This window comes from Candidatus Woesearchaeota archaeon (assembly GCA_016180285.1).
GTDB lineage: Archaea > Nanobdellota > Nanobdellia > Woesearchaeales > JACPBO01 > JACPBO01.
The window spans coordinates 1-20,393 of sequence record JACPBO010000008.1 but is presented as its reverse complement, the minus strand read 5'-3'; the positions used below and the strand labels follow the sequence as shown (position 1 = coordinate 20,393).

Annotated in this window: 28 protein-coding genes; 19 read left to right on the top strand and 9 right to left on the bottom strand. The window is 38.2% G+C overall.

The genetic code is table 11. The annotated features are described in order from the left end of the window. The first annotated feature begins 1 nt into the window (after window position 1). Window positions 2–796, top strand: a complete 795-nt coding sequence (locus tag HYU07_02490; protein MBI2129084.1) for a nucleotidyltransferase family protein — start codon at window positions 2–4, stop codon at window positions 794–796. Here the strand turns inward: HYU07_02490 and metG are convergent, their stop codons facing one another. Continuing rightward, the gene (gene metG / locus HYU07_02485; protein MBI2129083.1) at window positions 797–2,944 is read right to left on the bottom strand and encodes a methionine--tRNA ligase; all 2,148 of its coding nucleotides are present in this window, start codon (window positions 2,942–2,944) and stop codon (window positions 797–799) included. It abuts the gene before it with no gap. A gap of 113 nt (window positions 2,945–3,057) precedes the next feature. Between metG and HYU07_02480 the strand changes: the two genes are divergently transcribed. Continuing rightward, window positions 3,058–3,228, top strand: a complete 171-nt coding sequence (locus tag HYU07_02480; protein MBI2129082.1) for a hypothetical protein — start codon at window positions 3,058–3,060, stop codon at window positions 3,226–3,228. A 43-nt stretch (window positions 3,229–3,271) separates the two neighbouring features. Then, window positions 3,272–4,087 carry a nucleotidyltransferase domain-containing protein gene (locus HYU07_02475; protein MBI2129081.1) on the top strand — a complete coding sequence of 272 codons (816 nt, stop codon included), beginning with the start codon at window positions 3,272–3,274 and terminating at the stop codon, window positions 4,085–4,087. Window positions 4,088–4,106: 19 nt separating this feature from the next. On the opposite strand, the gene HYU07_02470 is transcribed toward HYU07_02475, so the two are convergent. Genes HYU07_02470 through HYU07_02460 form a run of 3 tightly spaced genes read right to left on the bottom strand, consistent with a single transcriptional unit; the run spans window position 4,107 to window position 5,617 of the window. Next, entirely contained in the window at window positions 4,107–4,517 is a 411-nt protein-coding gene (locus HYU07_02470; GenBank protein ID MBI2129080.1) for a hypothetical protein, read from the bottom strand. A 9-nt stretch (window positions 4,518–4,526) separates the two neighbouring features. Then, complete coding sequence (locus tag HYU07_02465) at window positions 4,527–4,751, bottom strand: hypothetical protein (protein MBI2129079.1); 225 nt, start codon at window positions 4,749–4,751, stop codon at window positions 4,527–4,529. Then, window positions 4,748–5,617 (bottom strand): DegT/DnrJ/EryC1/StrS family aminotransferase, encoded by an 870-nt coding sequence (locus HYU07_02460; protein MBI2129078.1) that lies wholly within the window; start codon window positions 5,615–5,617, stop codon window positions 4,748–4,750. Before HYU07_02460 ends, HYU07_02465 begins: the two co-directional genes overlap by 4 nt. 45 nt (window positions 5,618–5,662) lie before the next feature. Here HYU07_02460 and HYU07_02455 point away from each other — a divergent pair, with 45 nt between their 5' ends. The 8 genes from HYU07_02455 (at window position 5,663) to HYU07_02420 (ending at window position 11,047) form a co-directional block, all read left to right on the top strand. After that, the gene (locus tag HYU07_02455) at window positions 5,663–6,148 is read left to right on the top strand and encodes a class I SAM-dependent methyltransferase (protein ID MBI2129077.1); all 486 of its coding nucleotides are present in this window, start codon (window positions 5,663–5,665) and stop codon (window positions 6,146–6,148) included. Window positions 6,149–6,260: 112 nt separating this feature from the next. Continuing rightward, complete coding sequence (locus HYU07_02450) at window positions 6,261–6,623, top strand: ribonuclease P protein component 2 (GenBank protein MBI2129076.1); 363 nt, start codon at window positions 6,261–6,263, stop codon at window positions 6,621–6,623. 58 nt (window positions 6,624–6,681) lie between these two features. After that, window positions 6,682–7,419 carry an archaeal proteasome endopeptidase complex subunit alpha gene (psmA, locus tag HYU07_02445; GenBank protein ID MBI2129075.1) on the top strand — a complete coding sequence of 246 codons (738 nt, stop codon included), beginning with the start codon at window positions 6,682–6,684 and terminating at the stop codon, window positions 7,417–7,419. Window positions 7,420–7,438: 19 nt separating this feature from the next. Next, window positions 7,439–8,158: a ribosome assembly factor SBDS gene (locus HYU07_02440; GenBank protein MBI2129074.1), complete on the top strand. Its 720-nt coding sequence runs from the start codon at window positions 7,439–7,441 to the stop codon at window positions 8,156–8,158. A 21-nt stretch (window positions 8,159–8,179) separates the two neighbouring features. After that, window positions 8,180–8,923 (top strand): RNA-binding protein, encoded by a 744-nt coding sequence (locus HYU07_02435; protein ID MBI2129073.1) that lies wholly within the window; start codon window positions 8,180–8,182, stop codon window positions 8,921–8,923. Then, window positions 8,913–9,623 carry an exosome complex exonuclease Rrp41 gene (locus tag HYU07_02430; GenBank protein MBI2129072.1) on the top strand — a complete coding sequence of 237 codons (711 nt, stop codon included), beginning with the start codon at window positions 8,913–8,915 and terminating at the stop codon, window positions 9,621–9,623. The genes HYU07_02435 and HYU07_02430 overlap by 11 nt, the downstream gene beginning before the upstream one ends. Next, window positions 9,604–10,386, top strand: a complete 783-nt coding sequence (locus HYU07_02425) for an exosome complex protein Rrp42 (protein ID MBI2129071.1) — start codon at window positions 9,604–9,606, stop codon at window positions 10,384–10,386. The genes HYU07_02430 and HYU07_02425 overlap by 20 nt, the downstream gene beginning before the upstream one ends. Window positions 10,387–10,495: 109 nt before the next feature. Next, window positions 10,496–11,047 (top strand): hypothetical protein, encoded by a 552-nt coding sequence (locus tag HYU07_02420; GenBank protein ID MBI2129070.1) that lies wholly within the window; start codon window positions 10,496–10,498, stop codon window positions 11,045–11,047. A gap of 108 nt (window positions 11,048–11,155) precedes the next feature. Here HYU07_02420 and HYU07_02415 read toward each other — a convergent pair whose 3' ends face one another. Beyond that, entirely contained in the window at window positions 11,156–11,485 is a 330-nt protein-coding gene (locus HYU07_02415) for a hypothetical protein (protein MBI2129069.1), read from the bottom strand. 117 nt (window positions 11,486–11,602) lie between these two features. Between HYU07_02415 and HYU07_02410 the strand changes: the two genes are divergently transcribed. The 4 genes from HYU07_02410 (at window position 11,603) to HYU07_02395 (ending at window position 13,322) form a co-directional block, all read left to right on the top strand. Next, window positions 11,603–11,878, top strand: a complete 276-nt coding sequence (locus tag HYU07_02410; GenBank protein ID MBI2129068.1) for a hypothetical protein — start codon at window positions 11,603–11,605, stop codon at window positions 11,876–11,878. 38 nt (window positions 11,879–11,916) lie between these two features. Then, on the top strand, window positions 11,917–12,618 hold the full coding sequence (locus HYU07_02405) for an HD domain-containing protein (GenBank protein ID MBI2129067.1): 702 nt from the start codon (window positions 11,917–11,919) through the stop codon (window positions 12,616–12,618). Then, window positions 12,615–12,815, top strand: a complete 201-nt coding sequence (locus HYU07_02400) for a DNA-directed RNA polymerase subunit K (GenBank protein MBI2129066.1) — start codon at window positions 12,615–12,617, stop codon at window positions 12,813–12,815. Before HYU07_02405 ends, HYU07_02400 begins: the two co-directional genes overlap by 4 nt. Before the next feature lie 273 nt (window positions 12,816–13,088). Beyond that, the gene (locus HYU07_02395) at window positions 13,089–13,322 is read left to right on the top strand and encodes a translation elongation factor-like protein (protein ID MBI2129065.1); all 234 of its coding nucleotides are present in this window, start codon (window positions 13,089–13,091) and stop codon (window positions 13,320–13,322) included. Here HYU07_02395 and HYU07_02390 read toward each other — a convergent pair. Together HYU07_02390 and HYU07_02385 are read right to left on the bottom strand one after the other, a co-directional pair. After that, entirely contained in the window at window positions 13,310–14,464 is a 1,155-nt protein-coding gene (locus HYU07_02390) for a hypothetical protein (GenBank protein ID MBI2129064.1), read from the bottom strand. The two genes, HYU07_02395 and HYU07_02390, sit on opposite strands and share 13 nt — an antisense overlap. A gap of 55 nt (window positions 14,465–14,519) precedes the next feature. Continuing rightward, entirely contained in the window at window positions 14,520–15,794 is a 1,275-nt protein-coding gene (locus tag HYU07_02385) for a prephenate dehydrogenase (GenBank protein ID MBI2129063.1), read from the bottom strand. A gap of 184 nt (window positions 15,795–15,978) precedes the next feature. On the opposite strand from HYU07_02385, the gene tuf reads away from it, so the two are divergent. Both tuf and HYU07_02375 read left to right on the top strand, forming a co-directional pair. After that, complete coding sequence (gene tuf / locus HYU07_02380) at window positions 15,979–17,268, top strand: translation elongation factor EF-1 subunit alpha (GenBank protein MBI2129062.1); 1,290 nt, start codon at window positions 15,979–15,981, stop codon at window positions 17,266–17,268. Between the two features lie 84 nt (window positions 17,269–17,352). Beyond that, the gene (locus HYU07_02375; GenBank protein MBI2129061.1) at window positions 17,353–17,664 is read left to right on the top strand and encodes a 30S ribosomal protein S10; all 312 of its coding nucleotides are present in this window, start codon (window positions 17,353–17,355) and stop codon (window positions 17,662–17,664) included. A gap of 32 nt (window positions 17,665–17,696) precedes the next feature. Here the strand turns inward: HYU07_02375 and HYU07_02370 are convergent, their stop codons facing one another. Beyond that, entirely contained in the window at window positions 17,697–18,053 is a 357-nt protein-coding gene (locus tag HYU07_02370) for a hypothetical protein (GenBank protein ID MBI2129060.1), read from the bottom strand. 2 nt (window positions 18,054–18,055) lie between these two features. Continuing rightward, complete coding sequence (locus tag HYU07_02365; protein MBI2129059.1) at window positions 18,056–18,451, bottom strand: hypothetical protein; 396 nt, start codon at window positions 18,449–18,451, stop codon at window positions 18,056–18,058. Between the two features lie 130 nt (window positions 18,452–18,581). Between HYU07_02365 and HYU07_02360 the strand changes: the two genes are divergently transcribed. Further along, a complete protein-coding gene (locus HYU07_02360) occupies window positions 18,582–19,265 on the top strand; it encodes a hypothetical protein (GenBank protein MBI2129058.1) in 684 nt (227 codons plus the stop codon). 172 nt (window positions 19,266–19,437) lie between these two features. Continuing rightward, a complete protein-coding gene (locus HYU07_02355) occupies window positions 19,438–20,334 on the top strand; it encodes a 1-acyl-sn-glycerol-3-phosphate acyltransferase (GenBank protein MBI2129057.1) in 897 nt (298 codons plus the stop codon). The last annotated feature ends 59 nt before the right edge of the window (window positions 20,335–20,393 follow it).

The window sequence follows — 20,393 nt, the reverse complement described above, 5'->3', positions numbered from 1 at the left end:
AATGGTAAACGCAATAGTTCTGGCTGGAACGCATCAGGAAAAAGGCAGATTGATTGATGGAAAGAATAAGGCATTATTGGACATAAATGGCAGTTACATTGTTGAATATGTAATTAATGCCTTAAAAAAATCAAAAAACATAAATGATATTATATTGGTTGGTCCAAAAAAAGAGCTGGAAAGCAGAGTAAATGGCTGCGTTGTACTGCAAGAAAGGGGTAATTTCCTGAATAATGCTTTTTACGCATATGAGGAATCATGCAGCAGAGGCGGGGAAGAATACGCTTTTTTTGTTTGTTGCGACATTCCTTTGCTAACTGCTGATTCTGTTGATGATTTCATAGACAGATGCTCTTTGAGAAAAGCTGATTTTTATTTTCCGATTGTAAGCGAAGATACTTTAAAAGACTATTCTGAGTTAAAAAAACCCTACATGTGTTTAGTCGAGGGCAAATACAGGACTGGAAATTCTGCATTGGTGAATGTTCATAATATAAAAAATAAAATGCTGATCGATGTGGCTTACTCTATAAGAACTCTTAAAGAAATCATTCCAAAAATCGGCTTGGTTATGCATCTTGGGGTCGTTGGACTGGAAGCAATATGGAAGCATTATATCATTAAGGACCTAAATTTAAAATATATAAGAGACTGCGTTTCTGAAAAATTAGGAACACGGTTTGAGTTTATTGAAAGCAAACATCCTGAGATATGCATGGACATCGATGAGAAAAAGGATTATTTGTTTTTAAAAAGTCTGATGGAAAAAAATATTAGCAAAAGAGATGTTGTTTAGCTATCTGACTGCGGCATTATTAGAAATATCAGCCTTTATATCTTCTTTTTCTGTTTTCAGGGACTTGTTTTCAAAAACCACTTTTTTGTTTTTTACAACCAGCTTTATTTTCAAAAAATCATCAAATGTGATTTCCTTTTCATTATTCTTATGGCCTTCAACAAAAACGCTGTCGCCTGGATCTGAATTTGGCGCTTCCAATAACTTCAGGTCTTTCCCGTCATCTGCTGCCAAAAGCATGCCGTTGCTTTCAATGCCTCTCAATAAAGCGGGCTTCAGATTAGAAACAACAACTATATTTTTGTTTTTCAATTCATCGTTTGAATAATGCTTTCTGATCCCTGCAACTAACTGCCTCTCTTCTTTTCCGAGATCTATCTTCAGAACAACAAGCTTGTCTGCATTTGGGTGATCTTTTGCCTCAATTATTCTTGCAACCTTAAGGTTCAATGGAAATATTTTTTCTTCTGTTTTTCCATGGCTTTTATTTTCCTCTGTTTTTTTTCCAGCAAACCTGTCTTTGAATTCTTCCATTTTTTTGTCTTCCAATTTACTGAATAATAGCTCTGCTTTGCCAATTTTATGGCCTTCTTTCAAAGATAATTTTCCCAGCTCATCCAGCTCAAGCTTTTCAATATTCAGCTGCTTTTTAATTGAAGCAGAGCTTGCAGGCATGAAAGGTGAAATCAAAATGGCAAGGTCTTTCACAAAGTTTGCAAGGATATAAAGCGCAGCTTTGTCTTTTGTTTTCCAGGGCTCTTTTTCCTGGAAATACTGGTTGCCGAGCTTGCTTATCAGCATTATCTGCTTCAATGACTCTTTTAATTCGATTTTATCGAGCAAATTAAGGGCCTTTTTCTCTTCTTTTCCTATTTTCTTAATGAAATCTTTGTCTGCTGCCTTTAATTCTGCTTTCGGTATTTTTCTGTCAAAGAAATTATTAATAAAAACTATTGTCCTGTTAACCAGATTGCCGATATTCGCAACAAGCTCATTATTTATTTTGCTCTGAAAGTCCTTCCAGTCAAAAACAGTATCTGTTTTCTCAGGCCTGTTGACCAAGATATAATACCGCCATACATCCGCAGGAATCCCGGTTTCAATTGCATCATCCCCAAAAACGCCCTCATTCCTGCTTTTTGAGAATTTCCCGGTTTCATAATTCAAGTACTCATTTACAGACAGGTCACTGACTAAAGCGTATCTGTCTCCTGTCCCGATTAAAAATGCAGGGAATAATATTGTATGAAACGGGATGTTGTCTTTTCCCATGAACTGCACTAATCTTGTTTTAGGGTCGAGCCAGTATTTCTTCCATTCCTTTCCAGCTTCCTTTGTTATCCCGATATAGCCAATAGGAGCATCAAACCAAGAATAAAATACTTTGTTCTCAAATCCTTTTTTCGGAACTTTAATGCCCCATTCCAGGTCGCGGGTTATGCATCTCGGCTTTAACCCTTCTTTAAGCCATGCAGCAGTCATTGTCTTTGCATTTTCGCTCCAGTTCTTCTCTGCTTTCTTAATCCATGTTTTCAATTTTTGAGAAAGCTTTGGCAGGTCGATAAAAAGATGCCTGCTTTCTTTTATAACCGGCTTTGTGCCGCACGTCTTGCATTTTGCATTCAACAATTCAGTCGCATTAAGCAGCTTTCCGCAGTTCTCGCACTGGTCGCCTCTTGCATTTTCATAGCCGCAGTTAGGGCATTTCCCCTCCACAAACCTGTCTGCAAGGAATTTATTGCACTTAGGGCAGAAGAGCTGCTCTATTGTCTCTTCTTTAATGCAGCCGCTCTTATCGAGCTTATTGAAGATATCTATTGTAATTTCTTTGTTTTCCTCTGAGCTCGTCCTGCCAAAACAATCAAAACTGCATTCAAACCATTCATAGATTTTTTTGTGTATCTTAAAATATTTATCTACCAATTGCCTGGGAGTTAATCCTTCTTCCAATGCCTTGACTTCTGATGTTGTTCCATGCTCATCTGTGCCGCATATGCTTATTGAGTCCTCTTTTTTTAATTTTAAATATCTTGAATAAACATCAGCAGAAAGAACGCAGACCAAAGTGCCTAAATGCGGCACATTGTTCACATAAGGCAGCGCGCTTGTTACAATGGTCTTTTTGGCTGGATTTTTAGTTTTTTTCATTAGTTGGCTCATTTTATTGAAAAAAGCGAAACTTTATTTAAATCTTACCAATTTGGAAAAATAAATAAAACCTGCAAAACTTTAAATACTTGCACTATTTTATAGTAGTTATAATGGAGAATTTAGCTGAATTGGACAGGATCATAAGAAATTCTTTTAAAAACGTAAAGAAAGACATAGACTTTCTAAAGAAAAAAGAAGATCGGAACTCTGCTTTGAGGGACGAGATAAGGTTCATGCAGAAGGAAATAAGGGAAATAAAGAAAAAGATGAAGATGCGATGATTAGTTTCAATAAAACATAAAATTCAGCTTATTGTTGATTAAAATGGTATTAGGATATAACCAAAAAAGGCCAACAGCAAAGAATTATCTGGATTTCTTGGATAGACTAATAAGTGGTCTGAACAGGATTGGTGATGGTAGATTGAGCCTGATGGTTTATGGCTCATTTGTCAGAGGAGACTATACTCCTGGAAGAAGTGACATTGATGCTGTTTTAACCTTTCCGCACGATGTTGTTATCGATAAAGAGTTCGTGCACGAGATTTCTGTTGTTCTTCATAAAGCGTTAGAGAGGAACAATGTTCCATTCCAAGTCTCCCCGTTAGATGTTACAATCATGCGAGACGGCACATTTAATTCCTTCACCGATGAGTTTTATAATTATTTTCAATCTGAAGGCAGGGTGGTTGTTGGCCCCGACTATAGAACTGAGATGACTTGTTTGCGGACAAAAAGCGGTGAAGAAAACACATTAAGCCATAATCTTCGCAAAACAAGACAGGCATTGTTATTTTCCGAACATGACAGAAAGGAAGATTATGAAAAATTTTTGGAAAGATTTGACGGATCTCTTAACGCGGCAAGCAGAGGTTCAAAACAGATTCTTTATCTGATTGATGGGGAATTGAGAAAAAACAGATTCTCTGCACTAAAAGAATTACCGAGGCATTTTCCAGCAGTTAATGTCGAACCATTAGAGCAAATAAGAGATCTATACCACAACACTAAAAAACTGGATAAACTTTATAGACGCCCTGATGAAGCGATGAGGGTTTGGAACTCCGCTGTCACTTTCTTTGAAGAAGTTATCCGTGAATACATTAAGAAGTTTCCATGTCAAAAGAAACATCAATTATAAGCGCATTTAAACTGCATAATCATTTCATCTTCTTCGTAACATCAATATTCGCATTGCATTTCCCGCATTGAAAGCGGATCGATTCAGCAGCGGTCTTCTTCCCGGTTTCCTCGTCAATGATCTGTATTTTTTTTCTCCTGAAAGGAACTTCAATTTCGCCTTCAAACCTGCATTTCGGGCAGTCGTATTTTACGCTGCAGACAAGGCTTTCTTCAAAAGCTTCTTCCGGCTCTGTATAGCCGCATGAATAGCAAACATACTCCTTTGCCCTTATCATGACCTTGCCTTTCTTGTCCTTCGGCTTCCCCATTCTCTCTTTTTTGCATTTAGGGCAGATCTTCCTGTAAACCCATGCAACAGCATTCCCTTCGCCAATATTCCTTCTTGTAAAATAAACAAGCTCGTCCATTGATTCCGGTTCTTTCAGCATTTCATCACCTTATTCTGTTGAATTTGTTGCATTAGTCTCAGGCAGCCAGTCCTGCTTTATGACATAGCCAACTGTATTTTTTGCGCTTTTCCCTACTGTGAAGATCCATTTGAAATATTCTGAAATAAATGCCTTTTTGCCTTCTTTAGTCCCAAAGCTTATTTTGTTTGACTGGTAGATTATAAGCCCGCCTATTATTAAAAATGCGACAATTATAAAAAGGATTTTTTTCATTTTTCCTCCAGCCTCTTTACTTCTATGCAGACTGCATCTGTGTCTGCCCTTATATTCCTGGGGCATAGCGTGTATTCGTATTTGTTTTCTTCGCAGTATTTAATAATTTTGTTTTTTTCTTCCTCATTTTTGAATTTTACAACAACATTAAGGCCGTATCTGCTCTTATGCAGTATTTCACAGCTTTTAAGGTCGTTTTTTATTTTTTGGTTTATGCCCATCATAAATTTCAGCCTTTTGTTCAGATTTACAATCTTGTTTTCAAGCGCATCAAGCTCTTTTTCTGAGAATTTATATTCCTCTATCACTTCGGGCCTGCTTATGTACCTGTCTATGAACCTTAAAACGCCGTGAACTCTTTCCTTGGTCATAAAGAAGTGCAGCAAGTTATCATTTATTGCCATAAAGCCGCCTTTTCCAAGATTAATTGGCTTCCACTGCCTGAAGCTGCCAATTGCAATATCGCCGTATTTTGCAAACTTTGTCCCAATTGAGCCTGATGCATCATTTATCAGCAGGCAGCCTCTCTTCTTGCATATCTTCTCTATAGGCTTCATCGGCTGGTCAGCAAAATAGCCTGTCAATGAATTTACAATAAGAACAGAATTTTTATCAGCTTTTTTAAAGAGATCTCTGAGATTAAGAATTCCGTAGTCTGTTTTAAGCTCGATCGGCATCAGGTCATTTTTCAATGCAAACTGTTTATACGTCAGCCAGCCACCCTGGTCCTGCATTAAGGCTTTTGTCTTGCCAAGCTTTTTTGCTATTTCAAAAGCCTTCATTATTGCTGTATTGCCCCTGTCAACAAAGACAATGTGCTTCTTGCCTGTCAGCCTGCGGAGCATCTTCGGAATGTTCGGATTCATTATGGTTTGAGTAATGTTTAAATATTTAAAGGTTGATGTTTGTTCATGGATTATTACGATTCGATAAGCAAAGGGTATGAAGAGCTGCATGGCGAAGAGCAGCTAAATAAAATCAAGATCATTAAAAAATTCCTGAAAGTAAGGAAAACAGACAAATTGCTCGATGTCGGCTGCGGAACCGGGTTGACAACAGAGCCATGGCCATGTAAAAGATTTGGAATTGATCCATCAAGAAAATTATTGTTTAAGGCAAAGCAAAAAAACAAAGAAATAGAATATAAGCTTGCTCCTGCTGAAAAAATACCCTATCCTAATCAGTTCTTTGATATTGTGATAAGCATAACAGCAATACAAAACTTCAAAGATATAGGAAAAGGGCTGAAGGAAATCAAAAGGGCTGGAAACAAGAGGTTTGTTCTCAGTTTTTTAAAAAAATCACCTAAAAAAGAGATGATTGACTGCATTATTAAAAAACACTTTAAAGTTAAAAAAGTCATTGAGGAAGATAAAGATCGGATATATTTCACGTAAGCTGATTTTCCGATAGCTTTATAAATAACTTAATATTCCATATTTCTGTAAGAGAGAAAAAGGAAACCATATACCTATTTTCTCAGTTGATCAAAAACTGTTTTGGTGTATAATGGCAAAAAAATTGAAAGCTATGATGCCAAGCATGAGAGAGCGCAAACGCTATGTTGCGTTTCAGATCATCTCAAAAGAGCCTATAAGGCCTTTTAAAGCAGTCTCTGATGCAATATGGCAGGGCTGCCTAAGGTTTTTGGGAGAGCTTGGAGCTGCCAAGGCAGGCATATGGATATTAGCAGACAAATTTAATGAAGAAAATCAGAAAGGTTTAATAAGGGTAAATCATAAATATGCCAATGAGTTGAAGGGCGCTTTGGCGCTGATAAAAAACATAAACGGCATTGAAGTCATTGTGAGATCAACAGGAACATCGGGAATAATGAAAAAAGCAGAGGAAAGATATTTAAAAAATAATTAAAATTCAATAAATAAATTAAAAAAATAAAGCTAAAAACAAACTTTGAGGTGAAATTAAAATGGTGCAACAGCCTTTACCGCATCAAGTGATGGGATATGACAGGGCAATAACAATGTTCAGCCCTGACGGAAGATTGCTTCAGGTAGAATACGCTAAAAAGACAGTCAAGCAGGGCAGCACAGCCATCGGCATAGTCTGCTCAGACGGTGTTGTCCTTGTGACAGACAAGAGGATAGTTGACAAGCTTGTTGTGCCGGAAAGCGTTGAAAAGATATGGCAGATTGATGATCATATCGGCGCAACTGCTTCAGGAATCTTATCTGATGCCCGCGTTCTGATAGAAAGAGCGCAGCTGGCAGCCCAGAGGCACAGAATAACTTATGATTCAGACATTGACGTGCTAAGCATTGTAAAAGACATCTGCAATCTGAAGCAGATAACCACGCAGTCAGGCGGATTCAGGCCTTTTGGCGTCTCAATCCTGATTGCAGGAATTGACTCTGACGGGCCAAAGCTTTTTGAGACTGACCCTACCGGCATCTTCTTCCAGTACAGGGCAGCTGTGATTGGAGAAGGCGAAATCGAGGTTGAGGCTATTTTAAACAAGGATTACAAGGAAACAATAACAGTTGAGGAAGCCTTAAAGCTTGCAATAAGCTCATTGGCAAAGATTCTTGACAAGGATTTCAGCGTTGAAAGGATTGATGCAGCATACATAATGACCAAAGAGAAGAAATTCACTAAAATGGGCAAAGAAAGAGTTGACAAAATATTAAAAGACACCAAGAAAAAATAAAAAACAGGAATAAGCAAAAATGCCAGGAATTACTTTTGACAAGGAAAGGTTCTCCATAAACATTGCGAGAATAAAGAAAGGCGGCAATGTTTTTGAAATTCCGATTGACGCTGACCTTGCAGTGGAATTCAAAAAAGGAAAAATATCTGAAATAAGGGACGTCATTAAATCCGAGCATATTTTTTCTGATGCCAAAAAAGGATTGAGGGCAGGCGAGCATTTGATGCAGCAGGTTTTCGGCGCATCTGACCCATTAAAAGTTGCAGAAATAATCCTGAAAGAAGGCGAGATACAATTAACTGCTGATCACAGGGAAAAGATGAGGGAAGAAAAAAAGAAAAGGATAATGGATATAATACACAGGAACGGCGTTGACCCGAGAACAGATGCGCCGCATCCGATTACAAGGATAGAGAATGCATTTGAGCAGGCAAAAATAAGAATAGACGAGATGAGGTCTGCAGAAGAGCAGGTTGATGATGTTTTGAAGCAGCTAAGGCCCATAATGCCGATAAGGTTCGAGATAAAGGAAATACAGGTTCATATTCCCGCGATTCACGCCTCAAAGTCATATTCAGTTGTGAAGCACTTCTCAAAAATGCTGAAAGAGGAGTGGATGAATGATGGGTCGCTTCTTGCTGTTGTTGAGCTTCCTGGAGGCTTAGAGCAGGAGTTCTATGATAAGTTAAACACGGCAACGCATGGCGATGCAGATTGCAAGGTTATAAAAACAAAATGACAACAAAAGGTGAAAAATAAAATGAGCGAGCTATTAGTTAAAGAAAAAGAAGTGGTTATTCCTGGAGAAGAATTAGCATCCGGAATGGACTATCTGCCGTCTTATGGAACATACAGGGACGGCGACAGGGTTGTGGCTGCAAAATTAGGCGTGATTAATGTTGAAGGAAAGGTTATAAAGATATTTCCTTTATCCGGGCAGTATCTTCCGAAAAAATACGATACAATAATCGGCGGGGTTGTTGATGTACTGATGAGCGGATGGAGAATAGACACATTCTCGCCTTACACAGCAATGCTTCCTGTAAGGGATGCTGTGATGGGCTTTGTAAACAAAGGAGCTGATTTGACGCAGTATTTCGATCTAGGCGATTATGTTGTTACAAAAATATTTAATGTAACATCGCAAAAATTAGTTGACGTCACAATGAAAGGCCCTGGCTTGAGGAAGCTGAAAGGCGGCAGGATAATAAGGGTTAACTGCAACAAGGTTCCGAGGATAATTGGGAAAGGCGGCAGCATGATTGGCTTGGTAAAGCAGGCCACTAACTGCAGGATTATAGTGGGCCAGAACGGACTCATATGGATCGATGGAGAGCCGAAAGACGAGGTTGATGCTGTAAATTTCATCAAAAAAATAGAAAATGAGGCGCATACTTCAGGCCTGACAGAAAAAATGAAAGAATACCTTGAAAAAACAACAGGGAAAAAACTGACAATCAATACTGAAAGCGCTGAAGATAAAGGTGATCAAAATGAGCTATAAGAAGAGATTTGACGGAAGAAAATTTGATGAAACAAGGGCAATAGAAGCCAAGGCAGGCGTTATACCAAGAGCAGACGGCTCTGCTTATTTCAGGATTGGAAAAACAATTGCTTATGCTGCTGTTTACGGGCCAAGGAACCTGTATCCTAAGTTTTTGCAGGATCCTGGAAAAGGAATCCTGAGGTGCAGGTACAACATGATGCCCTTTTCAGGAGCAGGCGAGAGGGTAAGGCCTGGCGGATCAAGAAGATCAAAGGAAATTTCAATGGTCACGGAAAAGGCATTGCTGCCTGTTGTTGACCTGAGCGAATTCCAGAATTCTGTTGTTGATATTTTTATAGAATTGCCGCAGACAGATGCAGGGACAAGATGCGCCGGGATATGCGCTGCTTCAATTGCACTGGCAGATGCCGGAATTCCGATGAAAGACATGGTTGCCGCTGTTTCCGTAGGCATAGTTGATGACCAGGTTCTTGTTGACCTTGATTATGAAGAGGAAGCTTATGAAGCAGGCCCTGTTGCAGACATACCGGTTGCATTCATCAATAGGACTGGCGAGGTAACGTTGCTGCAGATGGACGGAGAGATATCAAAAGATAACTTGAAGAAAGCAATTGAAATGGGAAGAAAAGCATGCCTGAAGATAAATGATATACAAAAAAAAGCATTAAAAGACAAATATGGTGAGCAAAATGAATGAACAACTTAGAGAGCACATTATAAAATCATTGTCAGCCGGAATAAGGTTTGACGGAAGAAAGCCATTGGAATACAGAACTGTTTCAGTTGAGTACGGAGTTTCAAAAAACGCAGAAGGGTCTAGCAGGGTGAAAATCGGCGAAACAGAAGTTATTGCAGGAGTTAAGCTGAGCATTGACAAGCCCTATCCTGACACTCCTGACGATGGTGTGATGAGTGTAAATGCGGAATTATTGCCATTGTCAAGCCCTGAATTTGAAGGAGGCCCGCCAGATGAGCAGTCTATTGAGCTTGCAAGGGTTGTTGACAGGGGAATAAGAGAATCAAAGGCAATTGACACCAAGAAGCTGTGCATTAAGAAAAACGAGAAAGTATGGATGATAAGCGTTGATATTGTTACGATAAATGACTCGGGCAATTTGATTGATGCTTCTGCAATAGCAGCGCTTGCTGCATTGAAAGATGCAAAATTTCCCAGCGTTAAGGATGAAATGGTTGATTATAAGAAACTGACAGCTGAAAAGCTGCCCATGAAAAAGGATCCAATGGCAATAACAGTTTATAAGATCGGCGGGCATTTCATTGTTGACCCTGATTTGGATGAAGAAAAGGTCTATGACGCAAGATTAACTGTAACAACAACTCCTGACGGAACAATCTCGGCTCTGCAGAAAGGCGGAGATCTGCCATTGACAATGGAAGATGTTGAGAAGATGGTGGATACTGGGATTGACAAGGCAAAGGAGCTGAGGAAGATGCTTTAGGGTTTTTAATTTGATTTATTTTATTTTCTCAAGGTTATATCACTAACAAATAGTTACAAAACGAAAGATTTATAAAGGCTGGATTTATTCTATATTTAAGGTAATCAAAATGAGTAAATTAACAATCGTCAGACAAGCATTGGAAACAAATCCAGAAGTTGTTATAGTTAATGCTGATGTAAGAAACTATTTGCCCGATAGAAATGGTTTTTTTTGTCATATTGTTAGTTATTGGGTTGCTCCAAAAAATGGTTTATACACGGCAGATGAGCTTCAAACATTTATGATGGGTCTAGTTCCTGATTTAACTCCAACCCAAAAAGATGCTTTCAGGCAATATGATAAAAATGGGGATTTACAATTCGGAAAGTTATATTTTGATGAAAAAGTTGGAGAAGAAAGAAGGACAACAAAAAGAATTCTTACATTAACTGATGAAGAACTACTTAATGTTGCTGGATTTGTTGATGGAAAACAGACAATTGACGAAGATGTAACAGAAAAATATACGCGAAGAACCTGGGTTTGTCCATTTCCAAATGAAGCATTTGCAAGAGATGTTCTTAAGGGGAAATTAGCATTTTCTCAATATTGTGCTAAACTAAGCGATTTAAAAAAATATCAACCAAATTTAATTCAAAGATTAGCAGGTAGAAAATAAGACGCCTGCCCTATTTTATTAATTCTTAAAAATTTTAGCTCAATCGCTTATTGAAACTAACTATGATTTAGCGATCCCGCCAATAGGGTAAGTTAAAGTTCTACAATTTTAATGCTTAATTATTATTTCTCTTTCTTTGGTTTTTTCATGCACATGGTGCTTTGTTGTTTCCCAATAGAACTCTCTGAATTTCCTGATCACAGGATTTGCTAAATTGAGCCTGTACATTTTGGCTTTTCCAACTGTTCTTGTTTTTATTATTACTCCCTCTTCTTCTAATTTTTCCCAGAAGAGTTTAAGTGTGGAGTAACCAATGCCTGAAAGATCTGCTATATCTGTCATGCTGTAATCAAAGTCCTCATTAACCACTAAAAAGTCCAGCACTCTCAATATGGGGGAATCTCCAAAAATCCTTAAAAATATTGTTTTGCCTTCCATTGTAAATAGAATGAAGAGCAAGTTATATATAAATATTTCTATTTTTAGCCGATATTGGCTATGAATATTAATTAAAATAATAAGTCTTTTATATTCTGTGTTTTTAAAAAAGATTTAATGGGAAAGAAATTAGCCAAAACTGACTATGAGAAGATAAAGAAGAATATCCTTAAGAAGCTATATTCTAATGAAGCATTTAGCAAAGGTCACTTATTGTACGAAAGGCTGATGTCAGGAATCCCTTCTCACCTGAAAGGATCTGTAGAAGATGTTCTCAAAGACCTTATAAAAGAAGAATTGGTCTCGTTTTATGGAAAAACAAAACACGGAGATGCCTATCAGCTAAATATCAAAAAGCTAAAGGAGATTGAAGTTTTATTGGAAATTGCTTAATCCAAAACCTTTATTAATTTAACCTAAATTGCGTCCTTATGAAATTTTTATTTGAGCCTATATGGAAGGAATTTGAGAAACTGCAGGGAAAAAGCAATAAAACATATAAGCACAATATTAGAGCGGCTGGTTACGCCTTTAGATTAGCCAATAAGCTAATCGATTGCATTCAATCTGGAGATGACTATCTTATTGAATTATTCAACAAGTTAAAGTTATTAGGCCTTAATGAGTTAAGTTATAAAGCATATCAAGCTACGCTACATCATGATATTGGCAAGTTCTACACGCCTGATGAAATTCTGAATAAAAAGGGGAAACTTTCACCGAGAGAATTTTATGAATTATGGCCTCACCCTTATCATGGCATGGAAATGCTGGTTGAAGAAGGCTGTGAAGACAGGGATATTTTAATTGGCGTTTACTTATCTCATGAGAGGCTTAATGAAAGGGGCTATTTCAAAACAAAAGATGAGGATATTAGCCTTATTGCAAGGATCATTGCTGTGGCTGATGTCTTTGATACAAAAGTCGAGCCGCATGTCAACGGAGAAGCGGCAAGAAGCGATAAACAGGCAGCTTTGGAATTGATGCTTGACAAGGGTTTAGATCAGCATATTGTCAGGAATTTTATTGAAATGGAAGGAATTAAAATCTCGATTTCCGATAGATTTAAAAATAAACTGGTTTTCCAAATATCAGAATGGCAGAATCAAAACAATTACCCCAGGAACCGATAAAATACACAAGGTATGAAAAGGTAAGGATCATCGGAAGCAGGGCATTGCAGATCTCAATGGGCGCCCCGTTTCTGGTTAAGCTTTCTAAGGAAGATCTTGAGAGGCTGCATTACAACCCGATTGATATTGCGAAGATCGAGTTTGAAAAGGATGCTGTTCCGATAACTGTCAAGAGGCCGTTGCCCGGGACGAAATAGTCAAGAAACCGCATACTTCTTATCCAAAACCCAAAAATTTATAAAATAGCTCCTTTTATATGCTGCATGGGGTGATATTACGTGGTTAAAAAGTCAAAGAAAAAGGCAGTAAAATTGGCAAGAAAAGTTGTGAAAAAATACAAAAAGCCTGCTAAGAAAGCAGCAAAAGCTGTGAAAAAGGTTCAGAAGGCTGTGAAGAAGATTGTCAAGAAAGCTGTTAAAAAGGCAGTCAGAGCTCCAAAACAAGCAGCTGAACAGCCGCAGGAAAAGGAAATTGGAGCTGTAACGCATTACTTTACAAACATAGGTGTTGCGGTGATCAAGCTCAACGGCACATTAAGAATCGGCGACGAAATACATGTAAAGGGCGCAACCTCTGACTTCAGGCAAAGAGTCGAAAGCATGCAAATAGAGCATGATAAGATACAGGAAGCAAAAGCAGGCCAGAGCATTGGACTAAAGGTTGCGGATCACGCAAGGGAGCATGACATGGTTTACAAGGTTTGATTGAAAAAAAGCTCTTTTATTTTTTCTTTGTTTGTTCTTTCCATTCCTTTTAACGTTTCTTCTAGAACGTAATGCACAAATTGGGGAGTTAATGGACAATAAAATTCCAGCTGATGCTCATTAAATGCCTTGGCGGAACTTTCAATAAATTTCATAGGATGAATCAGGGCAGTGTCCTTCATGAACTTGTCCCTGATGCCGTGAGGCAAACATGTGATAATTAATTTATCTTCTCTTTGCTCTGTTTTTTTGTTTATTAAGCCTTCATAAGATGCGCCCAAGCCAAATGCAGCCAAAAAAGACTGCCTGTAAATGCCTGTTACATCATCTATTTTCTTATCGTAAATCTCTTTAACCCTGCCGATGTCATTTTCTTTGCACATTTCTATGATGCTGTTTCTGAAATTTTTGCCTTTCTCTTCTTTAAAAATCAGCTTATGATAATCAATGAATTCATATGTTGTTGCCCTTGCTTCCTTAAGAAATTCAAATATCAGATAATACAGCTTTCTTGCTGAATAAGGCGCATTTAGTTCTTCAAGAAGCATTAAGCCTTCCCTTTCAGCTTTGTTAATTGTAAACAGGTCAATAAAATGCACCATTTCATGACGGGATGATTTTTTTATAGATTGTATGCTCCCTCCATTAAGGAAGAATGTTGGAAAAAGCCTCTCAGCCAACGCCCTTCCGTGATACTTGACTATGCAGTGCTCTTTTGTTGAGTTTTTTTCATCGATTGTCGCTGTGTTCTCTGCTTCATCCTCTATTGCCCTCGACACCTCAAGCGTTATTTTTTTAGGCGGGAAAAGCGCCTGCTCCCCGAGATGCAAAGGCAAAGGAAATTCTTTTAGCATATCTAAGAAGATCTCTGCATAGATAGTTTCAACTTTCTTTTCAAAGTCGGCAAACAAAATGCGGCTTCCCAGAAAAATATTTGAATCGATTTTTGCTGCCATCATTAAGCGCCTGTTTCTTTTTAGATCGTTCGGCTTTTTTCTCCGGCTATATGCGTTGACCAAGTTGCCAAAATCGAAAGAGAAATCGTTTTCACAGTATTGCTGTTTATTGAATGCGAGAAATACACCAACATCTTTGCCGTTAAGGTTAATTGTGCGGATTAATTTAGCTTCGAGATCCCCCATAAGCCTGAAATTTCATTGAAATATAAAAAACTTCTGGTTGAGGTTCAAATACTGCCTATTTTGAACTAGCTAATTTCGTAATAAGCTCGTTGCTTCTTTTCATTCCTTCAGGAATTCTATCTTTAAAAAATTCCTTAGCGGCATTAAATTGCTGCTTATATCCTTCAACATCGCCACGACCAATTATCGAAGACCATTCCCTGACAGCAGTATGGAATTCTAAATCATCTCCTCTTAATTTTTTATCGAATAATGCTGTTTGGAGTGATTCTTCAAGAAGCTCAGGAGTTCTGAATAGGTATTCTGCAATTCCTAACCAGAGCTTGAATAAGGGCGTTTCGCACACTCTGTTTTTGTAAGGATTTATCCCTAGTTGATACCAAGCATCAACCATTGCCAAAAGGCTTAGGTGGGAATTTGGCTTTCTTTTTGGCTGGCTGCCTAAGCCAAATTGTATCGTAACATTTGGTTCTTTAAATAATTTGTCCAATACTAATGTTGAATCTTCATTCCCAAACACAAAATCGCCTGCTTTTCTTATCCGGTCTCTGAGCTGTTTTTCATCTTCTTGAATCATTAATTTAAACAATTCTGATTCTGATTTTGCATATTGGCTAATCTGTTCCTTTGCAAAAGGATTTAGAATTGCTAACCCGGAGTATACGTGCGCTTTCCCGCCATAAATTCTCAGCATTAACAATATCTTTATGTTGTCAATTCTATTAGTATAAGATGGGCTTTCCCAAGGGTAAAAACCTGCATTTTTCCATGCTGTTCCCATGCTCTCAAATCCTACATGGGGGTTTGCTTGCGTATCTGCTGTGATTCTATCGTGCTCTTGATAAGTTGGAATTTCTATAATTCTTGAGCCTAATTTACTTAAAGTTTCAATTGCCCTTTTATAAGCATAATCAGAACTTCTGTGCCTTATAACTGCTAAGCCTTGCCCATCAGGGCTAACTGAAGAGCCATGCAAAGAATGGCAAGTAACTATATTCGCGTCTTCAGGCAGATATTTCTCAAAAGCTTCAATCTCGGGCGTCTTGACAGAAGTTTGGCCTGCAACTATTGCTCCTTGTTTTGTTGATGGGCTGCATTGCCTCACAACTCTGCCAATATTTTCTGCTTCTACTGAATAAAATATAAAATCGCTTCTTCTAGAAACAGCAATTCCGTCATCTAAAATACAAACACCAGTTCCCTGCAATTCCTGCTCTAATTGACTTCTTTTTTCAGGCAGATCACAGCCATTAACCCTGTAACCGCATCTAGAAAATTCGCGGGCATATAATTTCCCCATGTCACCCAAACCAATAATGCCAATTTCCATGGCAAGAGAGATATTCGGGTATTTATAATTCTTTTTATTTTGCAACTACCGTAAAGTTAATAAATAAACTCAAATTAAGCCAAGAATACCGCATTTTCAGCAATATTTAAGAAGCAACCATAACCTTTATAAATAAACTCAAAATACCTTTTAATGCATATTTAGCATATAGGAGGTTTTAAACATGGCAAAAGAAAAAACACATATAAACCTTGTATTTATCGGGCATGTAGATCATGGTAAATCAACGACTGTCGGCAGATTATTGTACGATTCTAAGCATATTGACGAGGCAACACTCAGAAAGCTAAAAGAGAGAGCAAAGGAAGTTGGAAAGCCTGGCTTTGAATTTGCATTCGTAATGGACAATCTTAAAGAAGAGCAGGAAAGGGGAGTTACAATTGACCTTAGCCACCAGAAATTTAATACGCCAAAATACTATTTCACAATAATTGACGCTCCTGGCCATAAAGACTTTATTAAAAATATGATTACAGGAGCAGCCCAGGCAGATGCAGGCGTCTTAGTTGTAAGCGCAAATCCGGGAGACGGTGTGCAGGCTCAGACAAAAGAGCACGTTTTTCTGGCAAGAACATTGGGTGTCAACCAATTAATAATTTCTATTAACAAAATGGACATGGCAAAGTTTGATGAAAAAAGATGGACTCAAGTCAAGGACGAAGTAAGCGCATTATTGAAAAGCGTTGGCTATGACCCAAGCAAAATACAGTTCCTGGCAACAGCAGCTTATCCTGGCGAAAATATTGTAAACAAGTCAGTGAATATGCCCTGGTATAAAGGCCCTACATTAATGGAGGCAATTGACAATCTGAATCCTCCTGAAAAGCCAACACAACTTCCGTTAAGGCTTCCGATACAGGATGTTTACAACATCACAGGAATCGGAGTTGTACCTGTCGGCAGAGTTGAAACTGGCATAATAAAAGTTGGCGACAAAGTTGTATTCATGCCTGGCAGAGAAGGAAAAGGCGTGCAGGGAGAAGTAAAAACCATAGAGATGCACCATGAGCAGATGCAGCAGGCTGAGCCAGGAGACAACATCGGATTTAACGTCAGGGGAATCGGCAAAAATGATATTACGAGAGGCGATGTTCTTGGCCATACTGACAATCCGCCAACAGTTGCAACAGAGTTTACAGCGCAGATTGTTGTATTGAACCATCCAACTGTTGTAACAGTGGGCTACACGCCAGTGTTCCATATTCACACTTCACAAACAGCATGCCAAATAATAGCTATAAAGAAAAAGCTGAACCCGGCAACTGGCGAGACACTGCAGGAAAATCCTGATTTTATCAAAAACGGGGATGCTGCAATTGTACAGGTTAAGCCTGTTGTTCCGTTGGTCATTGAAAGGCAGAAGGACATCCCGCATATGTCGAGGTTTGCTGTGCGTGATTCAGGAGCAACAGTCGCTGCCGGCATGTGTATTGACTTGGTCAAAAAGGCCTAAACTTTTTTCCCTTTAACTAGGGACATGGTGAACTGAAGCTCATCATGCGGCAAACGACTTCAGCAACAAAACAAGGAAACCAAAATGCAAAAAGCAAGAATAAAACTAGCAAGCACAAACATAGAGCAGATAAATGAAGTGTGCAGAAGCATACAAGAGATAGCTGAAAAAACTGGAGTCGATATGCGCGGCCCTATTCCTTTGCCTACTAAAAAGCTCAGGTTAACCACCAGAAAAGGCCCTGATGGCGGCGGTACAGCAATGTGGGACCATTACGAGATGAGGATCCACAAAAGGCTCATAGACCTGGGCATTGATGAAAGAGCCTTGAGATTGGTTATGCGCGTTCCTATTCCTGAAGGCCTGAATATAGAGATTGAGATGATTGATGTATAATTCTAGTTGTGCCTAAAGGCGTAGTTTCAGCATCATGCATAAACAATCTTCCCAAGTAAGGGCAATATAAAGTACTGCATTAATAAATAAATCACCGCCATTATAACAATAATTGTTGCGATGAAGTACTTCTTTCTTTTGATTGCATTTGGATCTATTGAGCAGGCACTGCCTTCTTTCCTTACATTGATGAGTATTGCGAACAATACAAACAATGCCCCCGCAATAAGAAAAAATGGCTTATACTTTGAAAAGCTCAATGCAAAAGATAAGCTTCCAAGCCCAAAAAATACAATAACTAAGGGGGTTATACAGCACAGTGAGGCAATTGCAGCGCCTGCTGCTCCAAAGCCCATGCCTTTTTTTATGCCAAAATCTTTTTGTTCCATCGTCAGTTATTTTTTAGCGCTTTTACAGTGTTGATCATTTCTTCTGGTGCAGGCATATCTAACAAGACTTTTCCAGAGTAAGTGTCTTTAAGCATACTCACGATGTGCTCTTTACTCACCTTATTTGCATCATATATGAATTCACCTTTATCATCTGCATTGCTTACTCTTGAAACAACTACCCCATCAATCTCTGAAATCATTTTTGCAACGCCAGGACCGCAAGACGCGCAGTACATGCCTTTTATTTCAAGCACTAAATGGCGTAAATTTCCAGATGATGCAGTTTCTGTGCTGTGCCCAGTTACAGGGCTCGCAGTTTGGCTTTTTGCGCATCCTGCAAGCACAGCCAGAACAAAAAGCAACCCCAATATCGAATAATTGATTGTTTTTTCCATTTTAAACCTCCATAATTTTATTTTTAATTATAGTTGTGCGAGTGTATATTTTATTAACCTTTGACCGTCAAAACAATATTTTGATTTTAAAAACAAAATATTTAAAAGCTTTTAGTTATTTCTGTTGATTATGAGCTTTGTAGTCATAGCGCCGGTAGGAGACAATCTTAAGGCATTATTTATCGGCATGAAGGAATTTCCTACGGAAAAAGTGATTTTGATAACTCCAAGCGAGAATCTAAAGGCCGCCAGGGGGCTTTCAAAAAACCTTGAAAACTTTACAATAAAGTCAGAAATTGTTGAAATAAGCGGCAATATGATGGAAGAAATGTTTAAGGCTTTTGGAAAATTGTGCTCTGTTTATTCTTCCGAGAAATTGCTGGTAAATGTTGCAACTGGCGACAGGATAAGCACTTGCGCTGCATTGAGCGCGGCATTTGCAAATGGCCTGAAGGCATTCGGAGTTATGGGGGATACAGTAATGCTTTTGCCAATAATGAAACTGTCTTATTACAATGAATTGAGCGATAACAAGCTAAAAATCATGAAAGCATTGAATTCAGACAGCCATTTATCACTCAATGAACTAAAAAAGAAAACCAGCCTGTCAATTGCTCTTTTATCATATCACGTTAGCGGGACTTACAAACACAAAGGGCTGAAACATCTTCGCCTTGTTGAAACAAAAGAAGAACACAAAAATTTATTTGTAAAACTTTCAAGATGGGTGGAATGTTGCTGCTATTCACCGCATCAGGTGGTTAATTGGAAATGTTCACATTTCCAATTTGCTCAAAAATGCAAGCATTTTTGACACTTGATCATGCTCAAAAATTTTCCATAAGCGAAAAAAGTTGGCTTTTAGCAACCAGTTAAAAACTGGTGGAAAATTTTTGACATTATATGATGCCATTCAATATTACAACAAATAGTGAACTGCAAAAATTTAGAAAAATATTAGAACACAGCCATCTTTCTATAGTGAAATGAGCTATACCCGCAGGGAAAAAGCCAAATACAACGCAAAAAGGCTTATTGAAGTTGTAAGCCAGAAATTAAGCAGGCCTATTGCAAGGTGGAGCCTTCAAAGAAGATTAAATATTAATGTAATCGGCTCAGAGAAAAAACCAAAAGATGATTCTTTTATAGAAGTTTGCAATCACGCAACATATGCAGACGGCCTTATCCTGGGAGCTTATGAGCAAAGAATTATTCACTTTTGGATTCAAAAAGAAGATCCTGAGAATAGGCTGAGCTATGCAAGAAGAACACTTTACAATTTCCTGATATGGATGTGGGGGCATATAGGGGTTAGCGTGTTAGAAGGCAAATCCAGCAATAAGAATGCTATAAAGAGATCAATTGATTACTTGAATTTTAGAAAAAGCATTATTGCCATTTTCCCCGAGGGGCCCACTATGGATGCCAGAGAGTATGCCGAGAACGGGAAAAGGCCCCCTCTTCACAGAGGAGCAGCTCATATTGCTTTAATTTCCGAAAAGCCAATAGTTCCAATTGGCATTTATGTGGATGTTCCAGAATACATGAAACCAACAATATTTGACAGGAAAAGAAAAAACAAAAAAATAATCGAAAATTACATTAAAAAACATGGAAAACTAGATTACAGAATAACAGTTGGCGACCCCATATACGTTAAGAATAGAGGCAATAATAGCTGTGAATTGGCCACAGGAAATACTGAAGATCCACTAGATACTAAAAAGGTTTATTTTAAAAATCAAAAAGAATTGGAAACAATACTGATCAATGAGGCAATGAAGCAATGCTATAAACTGGCTGATCCGAATAATATTGAAGGAAAACTAAATAAGAGCCTATTTCTTTCTTATGATCCTAGCCAAAAACAATGCGCCTATTAAAAACATCGCAATATTCAATATCTGCCCCATTGTCAGGCCAAAGGCAATAAACCCAAGCT